Raw genomic sequence first — 19,483 nt, 5'->3', positions numbered from 1 at the left:
CGTTCGCCCGGCGAACCCGCGAAAACGCCGGGGCGCCCGTCCGGACCGTTCGACGGTCGGACGGGCGCCCCGGCGGCGCGAGCGGTTACCGGCTCACCGGCGCGGATCAGTTCTTGTACGGGTTGGCACCCGGCGCCGGCGCCGGCGCCGGGGCCTGAGCCGGGGCCTGCGGGTACGGGGCCTGGCCGGGGACCGGCTGGTACTGGCCGGGGGCCTGGGCCGGCGGGTACTGGCCGGGGACGCCGGGGCCGCCGCCGAGCAGGCCGCCGGTGAAGGCGTCCATCTCGGTCCGCCAGTAACGGTGGATGTTCAGGCGGGTCGGCTGCGGCTCGCCCGGGATCAGGAAGCGCAGCGAGCTCCAGAGCGCGTTCCGGCGCACGTCGCTGATCGAGGCGCGGGCCTGGTCGAGCGGGATGACGTGCAGCAGCTCCAGCGGACGGTTGCTGACCCGGGAGGCGCGGTGGATGACGACGACCCGCTGGGTCAGCGTCACGAAGTAGTACTTCACGAACAGCTGGCCGATCAGACCGAACTGCTGGGTCAGCCACGGGCTCGGGCCGGTGACCGTGTGAAAGGTCGTCACCGGACGGTCGTTGGGCTCGATCGCGGCGATCGCCGCGGCGACCTGCTCCTGCATCGTGGACTTGCGGATCGCCATCTGGCGCTGCTCCCGGTACTCCAGGCGCACGCCCCCGTCGGACGCGCTGTGAGCGCGCGACACTAACAACCCCACCGGGCGGGTTCAACGGACAGAACGGGCATCCCCGGCACCGCGGCCGGATGTTCACTCAACCGATACCGGACCAGGGAACTTGTCGGCGCGGTGACGTACCGTCACCTGCGTGGAAGCCGCTGCGGAGAGCCCAGGCCTGGGCCCGGGCCCGTCCCCGGTGCGCGCGGGCCCCGGTCAGTCGCGCGCCGACAGGTGCCGGGCCAGGACGGTCGGCGCCGCGGTGACCTCGGCGAGCCGCTCGGGTCCGGCGTCGGGGCCGAGCGCGGCGGCCAGCGCCTCCTCGACGCCGGCGGCGCGGACGGCGGCGACCCGGGCGGAGGGGCGTTCGGCGGCGCGGACCAGGGTGCGCCGCCGGTCGGCCGGGTCCGGCCCGCTGCTGCTGATCGCCCGGAGCGGCGAGGGCGACGCCGACCGCACCGCCGACCTCGTCCCACACCTGGCCGACACCTGCACCGTCCTCACCTACGACCGGCGCGGCCCGTCCCGCAGCCGCCTCGACCACCCCGAGCGCGGCGCGAGCCCGGCCGAGCACGCCGACGCCGTCCGGGCCGCCACCACCCGGATCGTGCCCGCCGTCGGCCGCACCACCCCGTCCGCCGTCTTCGACCGCCGCTGCGCCCAGGCCCTCGGCGCCCTGCTCGACACCCCGGTCGAGCTGCTGCCCGGCGGCCACAACGGCAACACCAGCCACCCCCGGGCCCAGGCCGCCCGCATCAAGCAGCCCCTCCCGCAAGCGAGTTGACCCGCCGCCCCAACCCGCCGCCCCAGCCCACCGAATCAGTCCGCCGGGTCCGCCACCACGTCGGCGATCGCGCAGGCGGTGTCGTCCCCGGCCCGGTGCGGCCCGGCGCGCCCACTGATGGCGCACTGGGCGGGCGGGGGCGGGCGGGGTGCCTAGGCTCGTGCGGCCCCGACCGGGGCGGACGGGCGCGAGGTGCGGTGGGAGAGCGGATGGCGGGACGGGTGCGCGGGGTGGCACGGGGGATGCTGGCGCTGCTGCTGGCGGCGGGGCCGTTGGTGGCCGGGCCGCGGGCGGCGGCGGATCCGCCGACCGGCGGGACGGTGATCGTCGACGAGACCTTCGCGGGCGCCTCGATCGCCGACCCGTCCTGGGAGCCGCTGGGCGACACCTGCCTGACCGGCGCGCCCCCCGGGAGCACGCCCGCGCCGGGCACCGCGCCCGTCCCGTCCTGCCCGGCCGGCGGCACCCCGGCCGCGCCGGTGCCCGGGGTGACGCCCGGCTACCTCCAGCTCAACGACGCGGCCGGGTTCGTCGGCGGCTCGATGCTGTACCGCCGCCCGGTGCCCGCCTCGGCGGGCCTGTCGGTGACCTTCGAGCAGTACCAGTACGGCGGCAACGCGCAGCCCGGCGACGGCATCGGGTTCTACCTGGTGGACGGCGCGACCCCGCTGGACTCCAAGGGCGCGGACGGCGGCAGCCTCGGCTACGCGCAGCGCAACCTCAGCCCCGGCGTGGTCGGCGGCTACCTGGGTGTGGGCCTGGACATGTACGGCAACTTCTACAACGACGGCGAGAACCGGGGCGCGGACTGCCCGACCGGCCAGCAGTCGCCGGTGAGGCAGGACGGCCCGGTCGCGCCGAACGCGGTCACCCTGCGCGGCCCGGGCGCCGGCACCTCCGGCTACTGCTACCTGGCGTCCACCACCGAGGCGCCGGCCGGTGACCCGCCGCGGGCCGCGACCACGCTGCCCGGCAGCCTGGGCGCGCCGTTCGGCACCACCGACCCGGCGGTCGCCAAGCGCACCGTCAACGTGCAGATCACGCCCGCGCCCGACCCCCGGGTGATCGTCCAGATCGACTTCCAGGACGGCACCGGCTGGCACCAGGTGCTGGACCGGCCGGCCCCGGCCGGGCTGCCGTCCACCTACAAGTTCGGGTTCAGCGCCTCCACCGGCGGCTCCACCGACGTCCACCTGATCCGCAACGTCACGGCCTCCTCGATCCTGCCGCTGGGCGCGCTCGACCTGGTCAAGCAGGTCGACCGGAGCGGTCCGCCGCTGCCCGCGGTGATCACCGCCGGGACGGTGATCCCGTACCAGTACGTGGTCACCAACGCCGGTGCGGTGGAGGTGGGTTCGCTGACCGTCAGCGACGACAAGCTGGCCCCCGTGAGCTGCCCGGCCACCACCCTGCCGCCGGCGCCCGCGCCCGGTTCGACCGTGGTGTGCACCGGCAGCTACACCGTCACCGCGCAGGACGTCGCCGCCGGACGGGTCGTCAACACCGCGACCGCCACCGCGACCCCGGCCATCGGCCCCCAGCTCGGCACCGGACCGTCCACCGTGACGGTGCCGATCGCCTCGGCGCTGACCCTCGACAAGCGGGCCGTCACGCCCGCCCCGCACACCGTGGGCCAGGTGGTCGACTACACCTTCACCGCCACCAACACCGGAGGCTCCACCCTCTCCACCCTGGTGGTCCAGGACCCGGGGATCACCGACCTGGCCTGCCCGGCCTCGGTGGTGGAGCCCGGCGGCTCGGTGGTCTGCACCGGCAGCCACACCGTCACCGAACAGGACCTGGCGGCCGGCTCGTTCAGCAACACCGCCACCGCCGCCGCGGTCTCCCCGATCGGGCAGTCCGTCGAGGCAGCCCCGTCCACCGCGGTCATCCCGGTGGTCGCGGTCGCCGACCTCGCCGTCACCGTGGACGCCGACCCGCAGGTGCTGCCGGTCGGCTCCACCACCACCTTCACCGTCACCCTGCGCAACAACGGCCCGGCCGACGCGACCAACGCCGTCGTCGACAACCCCGTCCCCGCCGGCACCACGCTGCTCACCCCGACCGCCGCCGCCGGCACCGCCTACGACCCGGCCACCGGACGCTGGACGGTGCCCGCGCTGCCCGTCGGCGGCACCGTGCGGCTCACCCTGCTGGTCCGGCTGGACGCCGCCGCGCCCGCCACCGACACCGCCACCGTCACGGCCGCCGACCAGTACGACCCGGTGACGGCGAACAACACCGCGAGCGCCACCGTCCGGCCGCTCACCGACACCGACATCGTGGTCGGCAAGAGCGTCGACGACCCGCGCCCCGGGCTCGGCGGGCAGGTGGTGTTCACCGTCACCGCCGCCAACGACGGCCCCGCGCCCGCCACCGGGCTGGTCCTCACCGACCTGCTCCCGCCCGGCCTGGAACTGGTCCGCGCCGAGCCCGGCACCGGCGGGTACGCGGCGGCCACCGGCGTCTGGACGATCGGCGACCTGGCCGTCGGCGCGCAGGCCCGGCTCACCCTCACCGCCCGCGCCACCGCGCCCGGCACCCACACCAACACCGCGACGCTGACCGGCCTCGACCAGACCGACACCGACCCGTCCGACAACACGGCGAGCGCCACCGTCACCGTCGACGCGCCCAGCCCCAGCCCCAGCCCGAGCCCTAGCCCGACCCCGAGCCCGGCGCCGAAGCCCCCGCACCACGACCACCACGGCCCCGAGCTGCCCGGCACCGGCGCGCCGGCCGCCGCCGCGGGCGTGGTCGCGGTGCTGCTGCTGATCGGCGGCGCGGTGCTGCTGGCCGTCCGACGGGGGCACGTCCGACGGGGCCGCACCCGCCGGAGCTGACCCGCGGCAGGGCGCGAGAACGGAACCGCCGGCGGGGGCGGTCGGGGCAGGTGCGGTGCCCCGACCGCTCCCGCCGGCGGCGGTCGCGGGGGCGGCGCCCGGGCCGCCGCTGACCGGCCTGACTGGCCTGACCGGTCGGTCAGGCCGTCCTCGGACCGGTCCGGCCGGTCAGGCCGCTATCGCGTGGGCGGTCGGGTACCCGTCCCGCAGCCGGCGGTGCGCGGCGGGATCGGCGCCCAGGTGGTCCAGGCCCAGCAGGGCCGCGCCGAGCACCGGCGGGGCGACCACCACGCGCGGTTCGGCGAGCGGCGCGTCCGCGGCCAGCCGGGCGGTCAGGTTGTCGAGCAGCAGCGGCTGCCGGGAGGCCAGCACCCCGCCGCCGAGCACCACCGGCACCGGCCGGTCGAGCAGGTCCAGCCTGGTCAGCGCGATCACCGCGAGCCGGGCCACCTCGTCGGCCTGGCGGTCGATCAGGTCGAGCGCGACCGGGTCGCCCGCGGTGCCGGCCGCGAACAGCACCCGGGCGACCTCGTGCAGCCGGGCCCGGTCGATCCGGCCCAGGTGCATGGCCTCGGCGAAGGCGTTGGCCCCGGCCAGTCTGAAGTGCGCGCCGATCATGGGGGAGAGCAGGGTGGCCGGGCCGCGGCCGTCCTCGGCCCGGGCCGCGTGCCACATCGCCTCGGCGGCGAGCCCGCCGCCGCCGCCCCAGTCGCCGGTGAGCTGGCCGAGCGCGGGCCAGCGGGCGGTGCGCCCGTCGGGCCGCAGGCCGACGCAGTTGATGCCCGCGCCGCAGACCACCGCGACGCCCAGCGGCCCGTCGGTGCCGGCCCGCAGCAGGCCGAAGGTGTCGTTGGCGACGTGCGCGGAGGCGCCCCAGCCGTGGCCGGATATCGCCTCGTGCAGCTGCTGCTCCTCGATCGGCAGGTCCGCGTTGGCCAGGCAGGCGCTGACGTGGTCGGTCAGCGGCCGCCCGTCGGGGCGCGGTCCGACGCCGGCCTGCCGGGCCAGGTCGTCGACCAGCGGGGCGAGCGCGGCGACGGCCGCCTCCGGGCCGGTGTGCTGCGGCTGGAAGCCGCCGCCGCGGGCGGTGGCCAGCACCGTGCCGTCGGCGCCGACCAGGGCCAGGTCGGTCTTGCTGTTGCCGGCGTCGATGGCGAGGACGCCGGGCAGGTGTGCGGAGTGGCTCATCGGGCGGTCCCCCCGTGGTGGTGCTCGGTGGTGGTGCGGTGGTGCTCCGCCATGGTGCCGGTCACGCCCAGCTCAGGTGGTCGCGGTTGTGGGCCAGCAGCCGGTCGGTGAGCTGGTCGGCGAGTTCGATCTGCCCGACCAGCGGGTGGGCGAGCAGCGCGTCGAAGACCCGGTCCCGGCCGCCGTGCAGCGCGGCGTCCAGCGCCAGGTGCTCGTACGCGGTGACGTTGGCGATCAGGCCCGCGTAGAGCGGTTCGACCGGGCGCTGGGGCAGCGGGCGGACCCCGGCGGCGTCGACCTCGGCCGGGACCTCGATCACCGCGTCGTCGGGCAGGAACGGCAGCACGCCGTCGTTGCGGGTGTTGACCACCTGGACGGTGGTGCGGCCGTCGGTGCCCAGCAGCGAGGCGATCAGCTGCACCGCGGCCTCGGAGTAGAACGCGCCGCCGCGCTGGCCGAGCAGCTCGGGCTTGGTGTCCAGGGCCGGGTCGGCGTACAGCTCCAGCAGCTGCTTCTCGATCGCGGCGACCTCGGCGGCCCGGGATCCCTTGGCCTTCAGCTCCTCGACCACCACGTCGTGCTGGTAGAAGTACCGCAGGTAGTAGGAGGGGACGACGCCGAGCCGGCGGACCACCGGCAGCGGCAGGTGCAGGTCGGCGGCGATCTCCGGGCCGTGCTCGGCGAGCAGCTGCGGCAGCACCTCGCGGCCGGTGGCGGCGCCGGGGGCGTCGAGCAGGGTGACGCCGCGCTCCCAGGTCAGGTGGTTCAGGCCGACGTGGTCCAGGCGGACCAGCTCCGGGTCGACGCCCAGGTGGGCGGCGAACTTGCGCTGGAAGCCGATCGCCACGTTGCACAGGCCGACGGCCTTGTGCCCGGCGGTCTGCAGGGCGCGGGTGACGATGCCGACCGGGTTGGTGAAGTCGACGATCCAGGCGTCCGGGTTGGTGCGGCGGACCTGCTCGGCGATGTCCAGCACCACCGGGACGGTGCGCAGCGCCTTGGCGAGGCCGCCCGCGCCGGTGGTCTCCTGGCCGACGCAGCCGCACTCCAGCGGCCAGGTCTCGTCCCTGTCGCGGGCCGCCTGCCCGCCGACCCGCAGCTGGAGCAGCACCGCGTCGGCGTCCCGGACGCCCGCGGTGACGTCGGTGGCGGTGGTGACGGTGGCGCCGTGGCCCTGCTTGGCGAAGATCCGGCGGGCCAGGCCGGCGATCAGCTCCAGCCGGTCGGCCGCCGGGTCGATCAGCACCAGCTCGCGGATCGGCAGGGTGTCGCGCAGCCGCGCGAACCCGTCGATCAGCTCCGGTGTGTAGGTGGAACCGCCGCCGACGATTGCCAACTTCAGTGCGGACATCAGCCCTTGACCCCTGTCAGTGTGACGCCTTCGACGAAGGCGCGCTGTGCGAAGAAGAACAGTACGATCACCGGCGCCAGCACCAGCAGGGTGGCCGCCATGGTGAGGTTCCAGTTGGTGTGGTGGGCGCCCTTGAAGGACTCCAGGCCGTAACTGAGCGTCCAGGCGCCCGGGTTCTCGGAGGCGTAGATCTGCGGGCCGAAGTAGTCGTTCCAGCAGCAGAAGAACTGGAACAGCGCGACGGCGGCGATCGCGGGCTTCGCCATCGGCAGCACCACCCGCAGCAGGGTGCGCAGTTCGCCGCAGCCGTCGATCCGGGCGGCCTCCACGTACTCCTTGGGGATGGTCAGCAGGAACTGGCGCAGCAGGAAGATGGTGAAGGCGTCGCCGAAGGCCATCGGGATGATCAGCGGCCACAGCGAGCCGGTCAGGTGCAGCTGCTTGGCCCAGAACAGGTACATCGGGATCACCGTGACCTGCGGCGGCAGCATCATCATCGCCACCACCGCCATCAGGGCGAGGTTGCGGCCGCGGAAGCGGAACCGGGCCAGCGCGTACGCCACCGGGAGGCTGGAGACCACGGTCAGCAGGGTGCCGAGGCCCGCGTACAGCAGGGTGTTGCGCCACCAGGTGAGGAAGCCGGGGGTGTTCCACACGGTGGCGAAGTTCGACCACTGCCACTGGTGCGGCCACAGGTCGGAGGTGAGTGCCTGGCGGTCGGTCATCACCGAGGTCAGGAAGACGAACACGAACGGCAGCAGGAAGAACAGCGCGGCGGCGACCGCGGTGGAGTGCACGGCGACCCAGTGCAGGGCGGCGCGGCGGCGGGCGGCGCGGGCGGCCGCCGAGGCGGGGGCGGTGCGCTTGCGGGGGAGAGCGGAGACGAGGGTCACGGGGTCTCAGTCCTCATTCATGAAGCCGGACTTGCGCCGCAGCAGGATCGAGGTGAACGCCATCGAGAGGGCGAACAGGATGACGGCGACGACGCAGGCCGAGCCGGTGTCGAAGCGCTGGAAGCCGAGGTTGTAGACCATCTGCGGCAGCGTCCAGGTGGAGCCGTGCGGGTAGCCCGGCTCGAACTGCTGCCCGGAGCCGCCGATCACGCCGGAGGCGACCTTCCCGGCGACGATCGCCTGGGTGTAGTACTGCATGGTCTGGATCACGCCGGTGACCACGGCGAACACCACGATCGGCGAGATGTTCGGCAGGGTGACGTACCGGAAGCGCTGGAAGCTCCCGGCGCCGTCGAGCTCGGCGGCCTCGTACTGCTCGGCCGGCACGTCCAGCAGGGCCGCCATGAAGATCACCATCAGGTCGCCGATGCCCCAGAGCGCCAGCATGGTCAGGGCGGGCTTCGACCAGGACGGGTCGGTGAACCAGCCCGGCTGCGGCAGGCCCAGCTCGCCCAGCAGGTGGTTGACCGGTCCGGTGCCCGGGTTCAGCAGGAACGCGAAGGCCATCGTGGCGGCCACCGGCGGCGCCAGGTAGGGCAGGTAGAAGGCGGTGCGGAAGAACCCGGCGCCGGACTTCACCCTGGTGATCAGCATGCCGATGCCGAGGCCGAACACCACCCGCAGGCTGACCATCACCACGACCAGCCAGAGCGTGTTGCCCAGGCCCTTCCAGAAGGAGGGGTAGTCGGTGAAGACGTAGTCCCAGTTCCGCAGGCCCGCGAAGGTCGGCGCGCTGAACCCGTCGTAGTGCATGAACGAGAAGTAGACCGTCGAGACCAGCGGGTACAGGAAGAAGAACCCGAACCCGACCAGCCACGGGGAGAGGAAGGCCAGGGTCCTGGCCCGCTCCCGCCGGCGCTTGCGGCGCAGCGCCGGCGGGACGGTGGAGGTCACGAGCGCCATGTCACTTCGCCTGGCTGACGGCGGCGTCGATCTCCTTGGCGGTGGCCGTCAGGCCCGCCCCGAGGTCGTTCTGCCGACCGGACTCCACCTCGTAGCTGAGGTTCTGCAGCGACACCTGGTAGGCGCCGCCGTTGATGCTCGCGGGCGTGGTGGAGGAGTTCGGGTTCTTCGCGATGTCGATGAAGGTGCGGAAGTTCGCGTCCGCGTCCAGCTTCGGCGAGTCCAGCGCGGCCAGGGTGCTGGGCACGTTGTGGATCGCGTTGGCGAAGGAGACCACCGCGTCGGTGTCCGTGGTCAGGTACTTGACGAAGGTCCAGGCCGCGGTCTGCTTCTTCGAGCCGTTGGCGATGCCGACGATGGTGCCGGTCTGGTAGCCGCGCCCGTACGTCGCCGCCTGGTCGTCCGGCACCGGGAACGGCGCGGTCGCCCACTCGAAGGCCGGCTGGTCCTCGGCCAGCGAGGCGGTCCGCCACTCGCCGTCCAGGCTCATCGCCACCTGCCCGGTGGTGAACGGGTTCTTGGCGCTGAACTCGTCGCCGAAGGTGGTCCGGTACTTCTCCAGCTTCTCGAACCCGCCGAGCCGGTCGACCAGCTGCTTCTGCCAGGTCAGCGCGGCGGTCACGGTCGGGTCGGTGGCCACGTTCGACGTGCCGTCCGGGCCGAAGTACGTGCTGCCGTACTGGCCGAGGTAGTGCGCGATCGCGGTCTCGTAGCCGTGGTAGTTCGGCATGAAGCCCAGCTGCTTGTACGAGTCGCCGTCGGCGACCGTCAGCTTGGCGGCGTCCTCGGCGAACTCGCCGAAGGTCTTCGGCGGCGCGGTGATCCCGGCCGCCGCGAACGCGGTCTTGTTGTAGTACAGGCCGTACGCGTCGCCGAGCAGCGGCAGCGCGCACTGGTCGCCCTGGTACCGGCTGTACTGGAGCATCGCGCCCGGGAAGGTCTTCGCCGGGTCGACGCCGTCCTTCTTCAGCATCGGCCCGAGGTCGGCCCACACGTGCGAGGCGCAGAACTTGCCCACGTTGTCGGTGGAGAACGAGGACACCACGTCCGGGGCGTCCGGGCCGCCCGCGCGCAGCGCCTGCTCGACCTTGTCGTCGGCGATGTTGCCGACCACCTTGACGTGGATGTTCGGGTGCAGCTTCTCGAAGGCGGCGACGTTGTCGTTGATCGCCTTCACCTCGTTGTCCTGGCTCCAGCCGTGCCAGAAGGTGATCGTCACGTCCTGGCCGGAGGCCGAACCGTCCTGCCCGCCACCGGAGTCGGTGCCGGTGCAGGCGGCGGCCAGCAGGGTGGTGCAGACGGCGGCGGTGAGCGCGGCCAGCGGGCGGCGGGCGAGCGGGGATCTGCGGGTGGTGTCCACGGAAGTTGCACTCCTGGGAAGGGGACGGGGGCAGGGCGGCATGGCCCCGCGGCCCTCGGGGGGCGGTGGGGCGCGTGCGAACGTCGGTCAAGGTGTCAGTGGGTGCTGAACAGGACGTCCCGGGTGCTCGCCAGCGCGCGCTGCAGCGCGCCGGTCAGGACGGGCGGCCCCGGCACGGCCGACAGCCGCACCTCCGGCCGCGGGATGGACATCCGGCCCAGGGCCTCCTGGACCAGCTCCCGCAGGCGTTCACCGCCCGCGGTCGGCGTCCCCCCGGAGAGCACCACCAGCTCCGGGTCCACCACCGAGGCGATCACCGCCAGTCCGACCGCCAGCCGTTCGGCCAGCTCGGCCAGGAAGGCCTCGCCCTCGGCACTGCCCAGGGCCCCGGCCACCGCCTGCGCCGCGTCGGCGCCGCGCAGCCCGTGCCGGCGGGCCAGCGCCAGCACCGCGGGCTCACCGGCCAGGTCCTGGAACCCGCCGGTCACCTTCCGGCGGGAACCCAACGACACCGGGGCGTCCGGCACCGGCATGTAGCCGACCTCGCCCGCGCCCCCGGTGAAACCCCGGTGCAGCCGGCCCGCGATCACGATCGCCGCGCCGATGCCCTCCTCGGCCCACAGCAGCACGAAGTCCTCGCACCCCGCCGCCGCCCCGCCGGCCTGCTCCGCGACCGCGGCCAGGTTCACGTCGTTCTCGATCGACACCGGCGCGCCCAGGGCCTGCTCCAGCTCCTCCACCAGCCGCGGCGAGTGCCAGCCCGGCAGGTGCGAGGCGTACCGCAGCTTCCCGGTCACCGGGTCCGGCGCGCCGCCGATCCCGACCACCACCTCGCGCAGGCTCCCCGGCGCGAGCTGCGCCCGGCGCACCGTCTCGGCGACCGCCTCGGCGACCCGCGGCACCGTCTCCGCCGCGGGCCAGCCCTTGGTCGGGACCCGGTGCTCGGCCAGCGTCGTCCCGGTGACGTCCGCGACCGCGACCCGCACCGTCGTGCTGGTCACGTCCACGCCCGCGACGTAGCCCGCGGCCGGATTCACCTGGTACAGCTGGGCGTTCGGCCCCGGCCCGCCGGCGGTCGTGCCCACCGGCACCACCAGCCCCACCGCCTCCAGTCGGGCCAGCAGTTGCGAGGCGGTGGGCTTCGAGAGCCCGGTCAAGGTCCCGATCTGGGTGCGGGACAGCGGGCCGTTGGCGAGCAGCAGCTCCAGCGCGGCACGATCGTTGATGGCCCGCAGCAGGCTCGGCGTACCGGCCAGCGGGGAACGGGGTGTCTTTCGGGTGGTCACGGCCCGATCCTCCTCTGCGTACGCGGTTGCGGCCAACTGTTAGGAAAGTTTCCAATCGCGAGCCGTGGATGTCAACGCCCGGACGCCGGTTCGTCACACGAAAAATCACACGGCAAAAGGGGCGGGAGCGGACCGTGGTCCGCTCCCGCCCCTTTTCCCGGCGCCGCCGTCACCAGGGGAGCGGACCGTCCTCGTTGAAGAACCCGCCGCTGGGGCCGCCGTCCGGCAGCGCCGCCAGCCGGACGGCGATCGCCGCGCCCTGCGCGGGGGTGCGCACGCCGCGGTGGCCGTTCAGGTCGGTGGCGCAGTAGCCGGGGCAGGCCAGGTTGATCAGGATGCCGGTGTCGCGCAGCTCCTTCGCGTACTGCACGGTCACCGCGTTCAGGAAGGTCTTCGACGGGGAGTAGGCCGCCGAGATCGGGCCGGTCTCCGCCCCCGGCCGGGACTGCAGGGTCAGCGACCCCACCCCGCTGGACATGTTGACGATCCGCGGCGAGGCCGAGCGGCGCAGCAGCGGCAGCAGCGCGTTGGTCACCCGGATCACGCCGAGCACGTTGGTCTCCACCGCCAGCCGGACCTCCGCCAGGTCCACCACGGTCGGCTCCTGCGGCGAACCGCCGGTCACCGCCGCGTTGTTGACCAGGACGTCGAGCCGCCCGAAGCGCTCCGCCAGCAGCTCCGCCGCCGCGGCCACCGAGGCGTCGTCGGTGACGTCCAGCGGCACCCCGAAGGCGTCCGCCCCGCCCGCCCGCAGCGCCTCGACGGCCGCCTCCCGCCGCCCCCCGTCCCGGGCGCCCACGCCCACCCGCCAGCCCAGCGCGCCGAGGCCCGCCGCGATCTCGTACCCGATGCCCTTGTTCGCGCCGGTCACCAGCGCCACCGTCGGCGCGCCCTGCCCGTGCTGCCCGTGCTGCTCGCTCTTCTCGCTCTGCTCGCTCTTCTCGTTCATACCGCCATGCTCGGCCCGCCGCCCCGGCCGTGGCCAGGACCGATCCGGCACCCCGGCGATACCCGGCGGGTATCGCCGTAGGCTGGACGGATGGAGACCCGGGAACTGCGGTACTTCGTCGCCGTCGCCGAGGAGTTGCACTTCGGGCGGGCGGCCCAGCGGCTCGGCATGGCCCAGCCCCCGCTGTCACGGGCCGTCGCCCGGCTGGAGCGCAGGCTCGGCACCGTCCTGCTGACCCGCGACAGCCACGGCGTGGCGCTGACCGACGCGGGCCGGGTGCTGCTGCGCGAGGGCCGCACCGTGCTGGACGCGGTCGCCGCGGCCGAGGCCCGCACCCGCCGGGCCGGGCAGCCGGGCCTGGTGCTGGTGGCCAAGGCGGGCGCGTCCACCGAACTGCTGGCCAAGCTGCTGGCCGCCTACGCCGCCGAGCCCGACGCGGTGCCGGTGGACGTCCGGCTGTGCCAGTACGGCGAGCAGGGGCCGCTGCTGCGGCGCGGCGAGGCGGACGTGGCGCTGCTGCACCTGCCGTTCGACTCCGCCGCCGGCCTGGACACCGAGGAGCTGCGCACCGAGGGCCAGGTCGCCCTGCTGCCCGCCGGGCACCCGCTGACCGCCCGCCGCGAACTGCGCCTCGCCGACCTGGCCGAGCTGACGGACCTGCCCGCCCCGCGCTACCCGCGCTCCGACGGCACCCACCGCGACGGCCCCGGCCCGGCGATCCGCGACCACGCCCAGCTCTACCAGCTGATCGCCCTCGGCCGGACCTACGCCGTCCTGCCCGACTCCGCCCGCAGCCAGCTCCGCGACGACGTCGCCGTCCGCCCCGTCCCGGACGCCCCGCAGGTCACCACCCTCCTCGCCTGGCCCCCCGACAGCCGCTCCCGCGCCCTGGCCGCCCTGCTCCGGACGGCGACCGGGAGCTCGACCGGGGGCCCGGCCGGGGGCCCGGTCTCCTGACGGCCCGCCGGGGGCGGCCGCCGGGTCAGTTCTGCGTCGGTATCGGCTTGGCCGCCAGCGAGCGGGCCGAGTTGGGGTCGGCGAGCGCGGACGGCGGCAGGATCTCGGGGGCGGCGACGGCCTGGGCCGGAACGGTGGCGGCGGCCTCCTCCCGGAGCTTGACGCCCGCCAGGTCGAAGGCGGCCTTGAGCCGCAGCCGCAGCGCCCGGGCGACCTGCGCGGACTTGCCGGGGGTGCAGCGGGCCTCGACCCGCAGCTGCACCGAGTCCACGGCTACCGACTCCACGCCCAGCACCTTGACCCGGCCCCAGACCAGCTCGTCGTACGGGCTCTCCTTGGCGAACTGCTCGGCGGTCTCGGTGATCAGCGCCTCGACCTGCTCCAGGTCCTCCTTGTAGCCGACCTGCACGTCGACGGTGGCGGTGCCCCAGCCCTGGCTCATGTTGGCGATCCGCTTGACCTCGCCGTTGCGGATGTACCAGATCTCACCCGCCGAGCCGCGCAGCTTGGTGACCCGCAGGCCGACCTCCAGGACGGTGCCGGTGGCGATGCCGGTGTCGATCTCGTCGCCGACGCCGTACTGGTCCTCCATGATCATGAAGACGCCGGAGAGGAAGTCGGTGACCAGGTTGCGGGCGCCGAAGCCGATCGCCACGCCCGCCACGCCCGCGGAGGCCAGCAGCGGGGCCAGGTCGACGCCCAGCACCGACAGCGCCATCAGCGAGGCGGTGCCGAGGATGCCGAACGAGGCCACCGAGCGCAGCACCGAGCCGATCGCCTCGGAGCGCTGCTGGCGCCGCTCGGTGTTGACCACGCCGGTGTTGGCCAGCAGCCCGCCGAGCATCCCGTGGTCGCCGTCGGCCTCCGCGGGGCGGCCCATCCGGGTGACCAGTTTCTCGATCACCTTGCGGACCACCGCCCGCAGCACCAGGGCCAGCCCGAGGATCAGCACGATCCGCAGCCCGGAGACGACCCAGCCCTGCCAGTTGTCGTCCAGCCAGCCGGCCGCCTGCCGGGTGGTGTCGGTCACACCGGCCGTGCTGGTGGGCAGCGTGAACGCGGGCGTGCTGGTGCGGTCGGCAGCGGAATCGGCGAGCATCGCCCCACTGTAGCGAGCCCGTTCCGGGCCCCGTTCACCCGCTCGGACGGCCTGCGAACGGTTCCGGACACGCACCGCAGCACCACCCGCACGGTACGTGCAGGAGGGCCGCGAGCTGGGCATACCGGCTATGGCGGAACGCGCGGGGGCTCACCGCACGCGCGCGGCCCGTTCACGGAGAAATGGTGGCGTCGTACGACGACGTAAGGCGACACTGAGGGAGATCACGTCCCGCGAGGGCCGCGGTCACCCGCTCGACTCGGCGCGAGCCACGCGCCGCAGGCGTCCAAGGAGGCCCCGTGCCGCATGTCCTTGTCCTCAACGCGTCGTACGAGCCACTCGGTGTCGTCTCGATGCGACGCGCTCTCATCCTCGTCCTCAACCACAAGGCGATCGCCCTGGAGGATGCGGGCACCACTCTGCACAGCGCCACCGGTGCCGTCCAGGCGCCGTCCGTCGTCAAACTGACCCGTTTCGTGCGGGTCCCCTACCGCGGCCCCGTACCGCTGACCAGGCGGGCGCTGTTCGCCCGCGACCACGGTCGGTGCGTGTACTGCGGGGCCGCCGCCACCAGTGTCGACCACGTCATCCCGCGCAGCCGGGGCGGCCAGCACCGGTGGGACAACGTGGTGGCGGCCTGCCGCCGCTGCAACCACACCAAGGCCGACCGGCACCTCGCCGACCTCGGCTGGCGGATGAAGCGCCCCCCGGCCGCGCCCAGCGGCCTGGCCTGGCGGGTCATCGGCACCGGGATCAGGGACCCGCGCTGGCGGCCCTACCTGGAGCCGTACGGCGGCCTCGACCAGTTCCGGGACTTCGAGCACCACGACCATCCGGAGACGGTCCTGCCCGCCCCCGTCCGCACCCGTCCGATCCGCCGCGGCGAGCAGCACGCTCCGCTCTCCGCCTGAACAGACAAGGGCCTGCCCGACACGACAACCGGTACGCCTCATGGGCCGCCGGCGCCCCCGCGACGGGAGCGTCGGCGGCCCGCCGCGTGCCACGGCGCCCGCCCGCCGCACCGCTCCACGGCACTCGTCCGTTCGCCGTGCCGCTCTACGGCGCCTGGACGCCGTACAGCTCCACCCCGGACAGCGCGTACCCGTAGCGGGTGGCCCGGCCCGCGCCCTGCACCCGCAGGTAGCGCGCGCCCGGCGCGTCGAAGCGGACCGTCTCGGTGCCGCCCTGCCCGTTGCCCACCTCCGCGACGGTGGTCCACACCACGCCGTCGGCCGAGGTCTCCAGCCGGTACGCGGAGGCGTACGCCGCGCCCCAGTGCAGCACCGCCGAACCCAGCCGGACCGGCTGCGGCAGCCGCAGCTGCACCCAGGCGCCGTCCTCGGCGGGGGAGCTCCAGGAGGTCCCCGGGTCGCCGTCGGCGACCGCCGCCGCCGGGGTCTTCGCGCTGTCGTCGCCCGAGGAGGAGGCCGTCGCCGACCGCGCCAGGTCCGGCCCGCCGGTCGGCGGGACGACGTGCACCAGCAGCTCCTGGCGGACGGCCAGCGGGCCCGCGGTGAACACCACCGGCACCCGGTAGCTGCCCGACGGGGTGTCCGCGGCGGCGGTGACCAGCAGCGGCGCGCCCACCTGGCCGCCGCGCGGCACCGTCACCGCCGGGGCCGGGGCCACCGTGAGGCCCTTGGCCACGGCCGGGACCTCGGCGGTCAGGGTGCCGGTCAGCGGGTCCGGCCGGCCGGACTCCACGGTGGCCCGGGCCCGGGCCGGGGCGGCGGCGCCCGCCACCACGTCCAGGGCCGGCTCGGCCAGCGTCAGCCGGGCCGCCGGCGCGTCCGCCCACCACGGGATCACCTGGTTGACCACCGGGGCCTCGCCGCCCGGCCGCCACACCAGCCGCAGCGCCTCCACCGGCCCGCCGTCGGCCTTCAGCTCGTTGTAGCCGGGCCGGACCGGGCCCAGGTCCGCCCAGCTGCCGTCCGGGCGGCGCACCTGCGCGGTCGCCTCGGCCCGCACCGTCGGGTCGGTCAGCACGGTCAGCCGGTCCAGCGGCCGGGCCGAGCCCAGCTCCACCGTCAGCGGGGCGTCGCCCGCGGCGGGCGGCGCGGCCGCCCGGAACGCCGAGTCCGGGTCGCCGGAGAGCACCGCCTGCGGCGAGGAGCCCGGCGCGGCCGGCGGGCCGGACACCGAGGCGTCCACCGCGTCCGGCGCGGCGGTGGTGAACTCCCGCACCGCGACGGCGGTCTGCTGCCCGGCGGTGGCCCGCAGCCGGACCGCCTTGGCGACCGCGCCCGGCGGGGCGGTCGCGCTGACCGTCCGCTGCCCGTGCACGGTGGCCAGCCGCTGCCAGCCGCCCGAGCCGCTCCAGTACTCCAGCACCCCGTCGCGCAGGTAGTCGTCCGCCGCCGGGGCCGCGTCCGGGTCGTCGCCCCAGGAGCCCATCAGCACCGTCACCGAGCCGAGCGGCTTCGGGGTGCCCAGGTCCAGGCCGAAGCTGTCGCCGACCTGCGGCGGCGCGGACGACCAGTAGAAGGTCTGCCCGGAGCCGTCCGCCATCAGCGCCGGGCCGTGGTCGTGCGCGGTGCCCAGGGTGGTGGTCGGCGACGCCCCCGCGGTGATGCCCGACCAGGTGTCCGCGGACTTCGCCGCCCGGTCCAGGAACGCGTCCAGCACGCCCTTGCCGACCGTCACCGGGTTCTGCTCCAGCACCCCGCGCTGCCGGCCCAGCTCCAGCCGGGCCTGCCAGGCCGCCGCGCCGTCGCCGCCGTGCTGCGCCAGCAGCATGTCCACCGCCGCCCGGCCCGCCGCGCCGTACGCGGACAGCCGGGCCAGCCACGGCGCCGCGTCCGCCGCCAGCGGGTCGCCCGCCAGGGTCCGCGGCGCGTCCGCCATCACGGTGAACGCCTCGCGCAGCGGCTGCGCCGCCTGCTGGAGCTGCGCCGGGTCGGCCGGCGCGCCCGAGGCGGGCTCGGCCGCCGCCCAGAACCGCTCCGCCAGCGGCGCCAGGTACGCCGACTCCTGGCCGCCCAGCGGCGAGGAGGCGCTGTTGCCGGCCAGCGCCGCCGCCGCGGCCCGCTGCGCCGGGCCGGCCGTCAGCAGCCGCAGCGCCCCGGCCAGCGAGCGGTCCGGGCGGTAGCCGTCCGGCTGCCAGCCGAAGTCGGCGGCGGTCGCCAGCGGGATGCGGGAGGCCACCGGCTGGCTCATCGCCGAGGTCAGCAGCACCGCCGAGCGCCGCGCCACCTCGGGGTCGCGCCCGTCGTAGCCGCCCAGGAACAGCCGGTCCGGCGCCGAGTCGTTCACCGGGTAGTTGTCCATCGTCACCAACTGGCGCCCGAACAGCCCGGCCGTGGACTCGATCTGCTCCTCCGTCACCTGCTTCGGGATCGCCGACCCGCCGCTCCAGACCACCTGCACCGCGCCGGGCAGCCCGGCCGCCAGCGCCGCCCGGTACGGGGTCGACCCCTGCTTCAGGTACTCGGTCGGCACCACCGACAGCGGCGCCAGCTCCCGGTGCCCGGCCACCAGCCGCTCCTGCACCGCCGCGATCAGGCCGCTCTGCGCCCGGGCGGCGGCCACCGGCCCGGTGCCGAACTTCCGCCGGTCCGCGCCGCAGTGCCACTCGTCGTAGGAGACGTCCAGGAAGTCCAGCTGGAAGGCCCGCACGCCCAGCCGCCGCAGCCCGTCGAGCTTGGCGACCAGCGCGTCGACGTCCTTGCCGGAGGAGAAGCAGAACGACTGCCCCGGGGCGACCGAGTACGCCACCGTCACGTGCGCGGCCCGCGCCCGGGCGGTCAACTCGGCCAGCTCGGCGGCCTGTTCGGCCGGGTACGGCTCCCGCCAGCGCTGCGTCCGGTACGGGTCGCCGCCCGGCGCGTACAGGAAGTAGTTCTGCTTGGTGCGGCCCAGGAAGTCCACCACCGCCAGCCGCTGCGCGGCGCTCCACGGCGCCCCGTAGAACGACTCCGCGGTGCCGCGCGCCGCCGCGCCGGTCGGCCAGTCCCGCACCAGCACGCCCGGGAAGCCCCGGTCGCCCTCGCCGCCCTGCCCCTGGCCCGGGGCGACCGGGGAGAGCAGCTGGGCCAGGCTCTGCGCCGCGTAGTAGGTGCCCGCGCCGTCGATGCCCGCCAGCACCACCGCGCCGTACGAGCCGCCCGGGGTCGCCAGCCGGCCGGACGCCAGCAGGTAGCCGCCCGAGGGCAGGCCGGTCAGCTGCGGCACCTCGGTGTCCTTGAGCCCGTTCGCCACCGCGAGCTGCCGCAGCACCCGGTCGGTCGTCCCGCCCGCGCCCTCGTACGGGCCGCCCACGTACACCACCAGCGTGCCGGGGGCGGGCTGCGCCGGGGCCTGCGGCACGCTCAGCACCTCGGTCGCGCCGGCCCGGGCCAGCAGCGCGCGCACCGCGTCCACCGCCGGGCCGTCCGCGGCGTCGGCCAGCACCAGCAGCACCTGCCGGGGCACCGCCACCGGGCCGCCGCCGGCGTGCAGCTCCTGCGGGCGCGGGAACACCTGGGGGTCGGTCAGCGAGCCCAGCGGCAGCGGGGCCTCCGCGACCGGCGCGGCCGGCTCGGCGACGTCCGGCGCGGCGGTGCCCGGTCCGGTCCGCAGGCCCGCCTCGGCGGCGAAGCCCGGAGCCGGGAGCAGCAGTCCGCCGACCACCGCGGCCGCCGAGAGCGTCGCCGCGATCCGCAGCGTGCTGCCGCGCCGGCCGGTGCGGCGCTCGGCCCGCACCGAGGCCAGCAGCGGCGCGGTGCCCTTGACGTCCGCGATGAACCGGTCCGCGGCCCGCGGCGCCAGCTGGCGGGCGGTCCGCGCCGCCGTCCGGCGGGCCGCCAGCGCCGCCGGGTGGTACAGCACCTCGCGCAGCGCCGCGCTCTGTTCCAACCGCTGCCGCAGCCGCCGCCCGGCCGCCACCGAAACCCGCGCCTGCACCGGAGCCTCCTCGCCCGAAACGCCCAGCTCACCGGCCCCCGCCGCCCCGGCCCCAGCCCCCCGCTGCCGTCCGGCCCGCCCACCCCACCAGCTCCCCGCGTCCCTGTCAACGCTCCTGGCGGCTATGTCCGTTATCGGACGTTATCGGCGGGGTGTCCGACGCCGGACGGGCCCGGGTCGGCACCGGACGGGCCCGGGCCGGCACCGGACGGGCCCGGGCCGGCGGCGGGCCGGC

14 protein-coding genes are annotated in these 19,483 nt (G+C 75.4%); 4 read left to right on the top strand and 10 right to left on the bottom strand.

All coding sequences use genetic code 11. From position 1 onward, the window contains the following. Window positions 1–106 precede the first annotated feature (106 nt). Window positions 107–721 carry a hypothetical protein gene (locus K353_RS08685; protein WP_146616428.1) on the bottom strand — a complete coding sequence of 205 codons (615 nt, stop codon included), beginning with the start codon at window positions 719–721 and terminating at the stop codon, window positions 107–109. A 355-nt stretch (window positions 722–1,076) separates the two neighbouring features. Here K353_RS08685 and K353_RS08675 point away from each other — a divergent pair, with 355 nt between their 5' ends. Both K353_RS08675 and K353_RS08670 read left to right on the top strand, forming a co-directional pair. Next, window positions 1,077–1,475, top strand: coding sequence for an alpha/beta fold hydrolase (locus K353_RS08675; RefSeq protein ID WP_111552992.1), 399 nt, complete (start codon window positions 1,077–1,079; stop codon window positions 1,473–1,475). 209 nt (window positions 1,476–1,684) lie between these two features. After that, window positions 1,685–4,318, top strand: a complete 2,634-nt coding sequence (locus K353_RS08670) for a DUF11 domain-containing protein (RefSeq protein WP_146616427.1) — start codon at window positions 1,685–1,687, stop codon at window positions 4,316–4,318. 168 nt (window positions 4,319–4,486) lie between these two features. Here K353_RS08670 and K353_RS08665 read toward each other — a convergent pair whose 3' ends face one another. The 7 genes from K353_RS08665 to K353_RS08635 form a co-directional block, all read right to left on the bottom strand. Next, entirely contained in the window at window positions 4,487–5,506 is a 1,020-nt protein-coding gene (locus K353_RS08665) for an N-acetylglucosamine kinase (protein ID WP_111552990.1), read from the bottom strand. A 61-nt stretch (window positions 5,507–5,567) separates the two neighbouring features. Then, a complete protein-coding gene (locus K353_RS08660) occupies window positions 5,568–6,848 on the bottom strand; it encodes a 6-phospho-beta-glucosidase (protein ID WP_111553031.1) in 1,281 nt (426 codons plus the stop codon). 8 nt (window positions 6,849–6,856) lie between these two features. Next, window positions 6,857–7,750, bottom strand: a complete 894-nt coding sequence (locus K353_RS08655) for a carbohydrate ABC transporter permease (RefSeq protein WP_111552989.1) — start codon at window positions 7,748–7,750, stop codon at window positions 6,857–6,859. Between the two features lie 6 nt (window positions 7,751–7,756). Beyond that, entirely contained in the window at window positions 7,757–8,713 is a 957-nt protein-coding gene (locus K353_RS08650; RefSeq protein WP_111552988.1) for a carbohydrate ABC transporter permease, read from the bottom strand. Between the two features lies 1 nt (window position 8,714). Continuing rightward, the gene (locus tag K353_RS08645; RefSeq protein ID WP_111552987.1) at window positions 8,715–10,073 is read right to left on the bottom strand and encodes an ABC transporter substrate-binding protein; all 1,359 of its coding nucleotides are present in this window, start codon (window positions 10,071–10,073) and stop codon (window positions 8,715–8,717) included. Window positions 10,074–10,168: 95 nt separating this feature from the next. After that, window positions 10,169–11,359 carry an ROK family transcriptional regulator gene (locus K353_RS08640; protein ID WP_111552986.1) on the bottom strand — a complete coding sequence of 397 codons (1,191 nt, stop codon included), beginning with the start codon at window positions 11,357–11,359 and terminating at the stop codon, window positions 10,169–10,171. 169 nt (window positions 11,360–11,528) lie between these two features. Beyond that, window positions 11,529–12,308, bottom strand: a complete 780-nt coding sequence (locus K353_RS08635; protein ID WP_111552985.1) for an SDR family oxidoreductase — start codon at window positions 12,306–12,308, stop codon at window positions 11,529–11,531. A gap of 90 nt (window positions 12,309–12,398) precedes the next feature. Between K353_RS08635 and K353_RS08630 the strand changes: the two genes are divergently transcribed. Further along, window positions 12,399–13,265, top strand: a complete 867-nt coding sequence (locus K353_RS08630; RefSeq protein ID WP_111552984.1) for a LysR family transcriptional regulator — start codon at window positions 12,399–12,401, stop codon at window positions 13,263–13,265. A 25-nt stretch (window positions 13,266–13,290) separates the two neighbouring features. Here K353_RS08630 and K353_RS08625 read toward each other — a convergent pair whose 3' ends face one another. Continuing rightward, entirely contained in the window at window positions 13,291–14,364 is a 1,074-nt protein-coding gene (locus K353_RS08625; RefSeq protein WP_111552983.1) for a mechanosensitive ion channel family protein, read from the bottom strand. Window positions 14,365–14,663: 299 nt separating this feature from the next. On the opposite strand from K353_RS08625, the gene K353_RS08620 reads away from it, so the two are divergent. After that, on the top strand, window positions 14,664–15,275 hold the full coding sequence (locus tag K353_RS08620) for an HNH endonuclease (RefSeq protein WP_111552982.1): 612 nt from the start codon (window positions 14,664–14,666) through the stop codon (window positions 15,273–15,275). 145 nt (window positions 15,276–15,420) lie between these two features. On the opposite strand, the gene K353_RS08615 is transcribed toward K353_RS08620, so the two are convergent. Next, a complete protein-coding gene (locus K353_RS08615; RefSeq protein ID WP_111552981.1) occupies window positions 15,421–19,248 on the bottom strand; it encodes a beta-N-acetylglucosaminidase domain-containing protein in 3,828 nt (1,275 codons plus the stop codon). Window positions 19,249–19,483 lie beyond the last annotated feature (235 nt).

It is taken from the genome of Kitasatospora sp. SolWspMP-SS2h (genome assembly GCF_003259315.1).
Taxonomy (GTDB): domain Bacteria; phylum Actinomycetota; class Actinomycetes; order Streptomycetales; family Streptomycetaceae; genus Kitasatospora; species Kitasatospora fiedleri.
This window is presented reverse-complemented; position numbering and strand designations above follow the sequence as displayed.

Coding starts and splice junctions, on each gene's coding strand:
- K353_RS08635 (WP_111552985.1), bottom strand. CDS start 12,308: ATGAACGAGAAGAGCGAGCAGAGCGAGAAGAGCGAGCAGCACGGGCAG.
- K353_RS08630 (WP_111552984.1), top strand. CDS start 12,399: ATGGAGACCCGGGAACTGCGGTACTTCGTCGCCGTCGCCGAGGAGTTG.
- K353_RS08625 (WP_111552983.1), bottom strand. CDS start 14,364: ATGCTCGCCGATTCCGCTGCCGACCGCACCAGCACGCCCGCGTTCACG.
- K353_RS08665 (WP_111552990.1), bottom strand. CDS start 5,506: ATGAGCCACTCCGCACACCTGCCCGGCGTCCTCGCCATCGACGCCGGC.
- K353_RS08670 (WP_146616427.1), top strand. CDS start 1,685: ATGGCGGGACGGGTGCGCGGGGTGGCACGGGGGATGCTGGCGCTGCTG.
- K353_RS08650 (WP_111552988.1), bottom strand. CDS start 8,713: ATGGCGCTCGTGACCTCCACCGTCCCGCCGGCGCTGCGCCGCAAGCGC.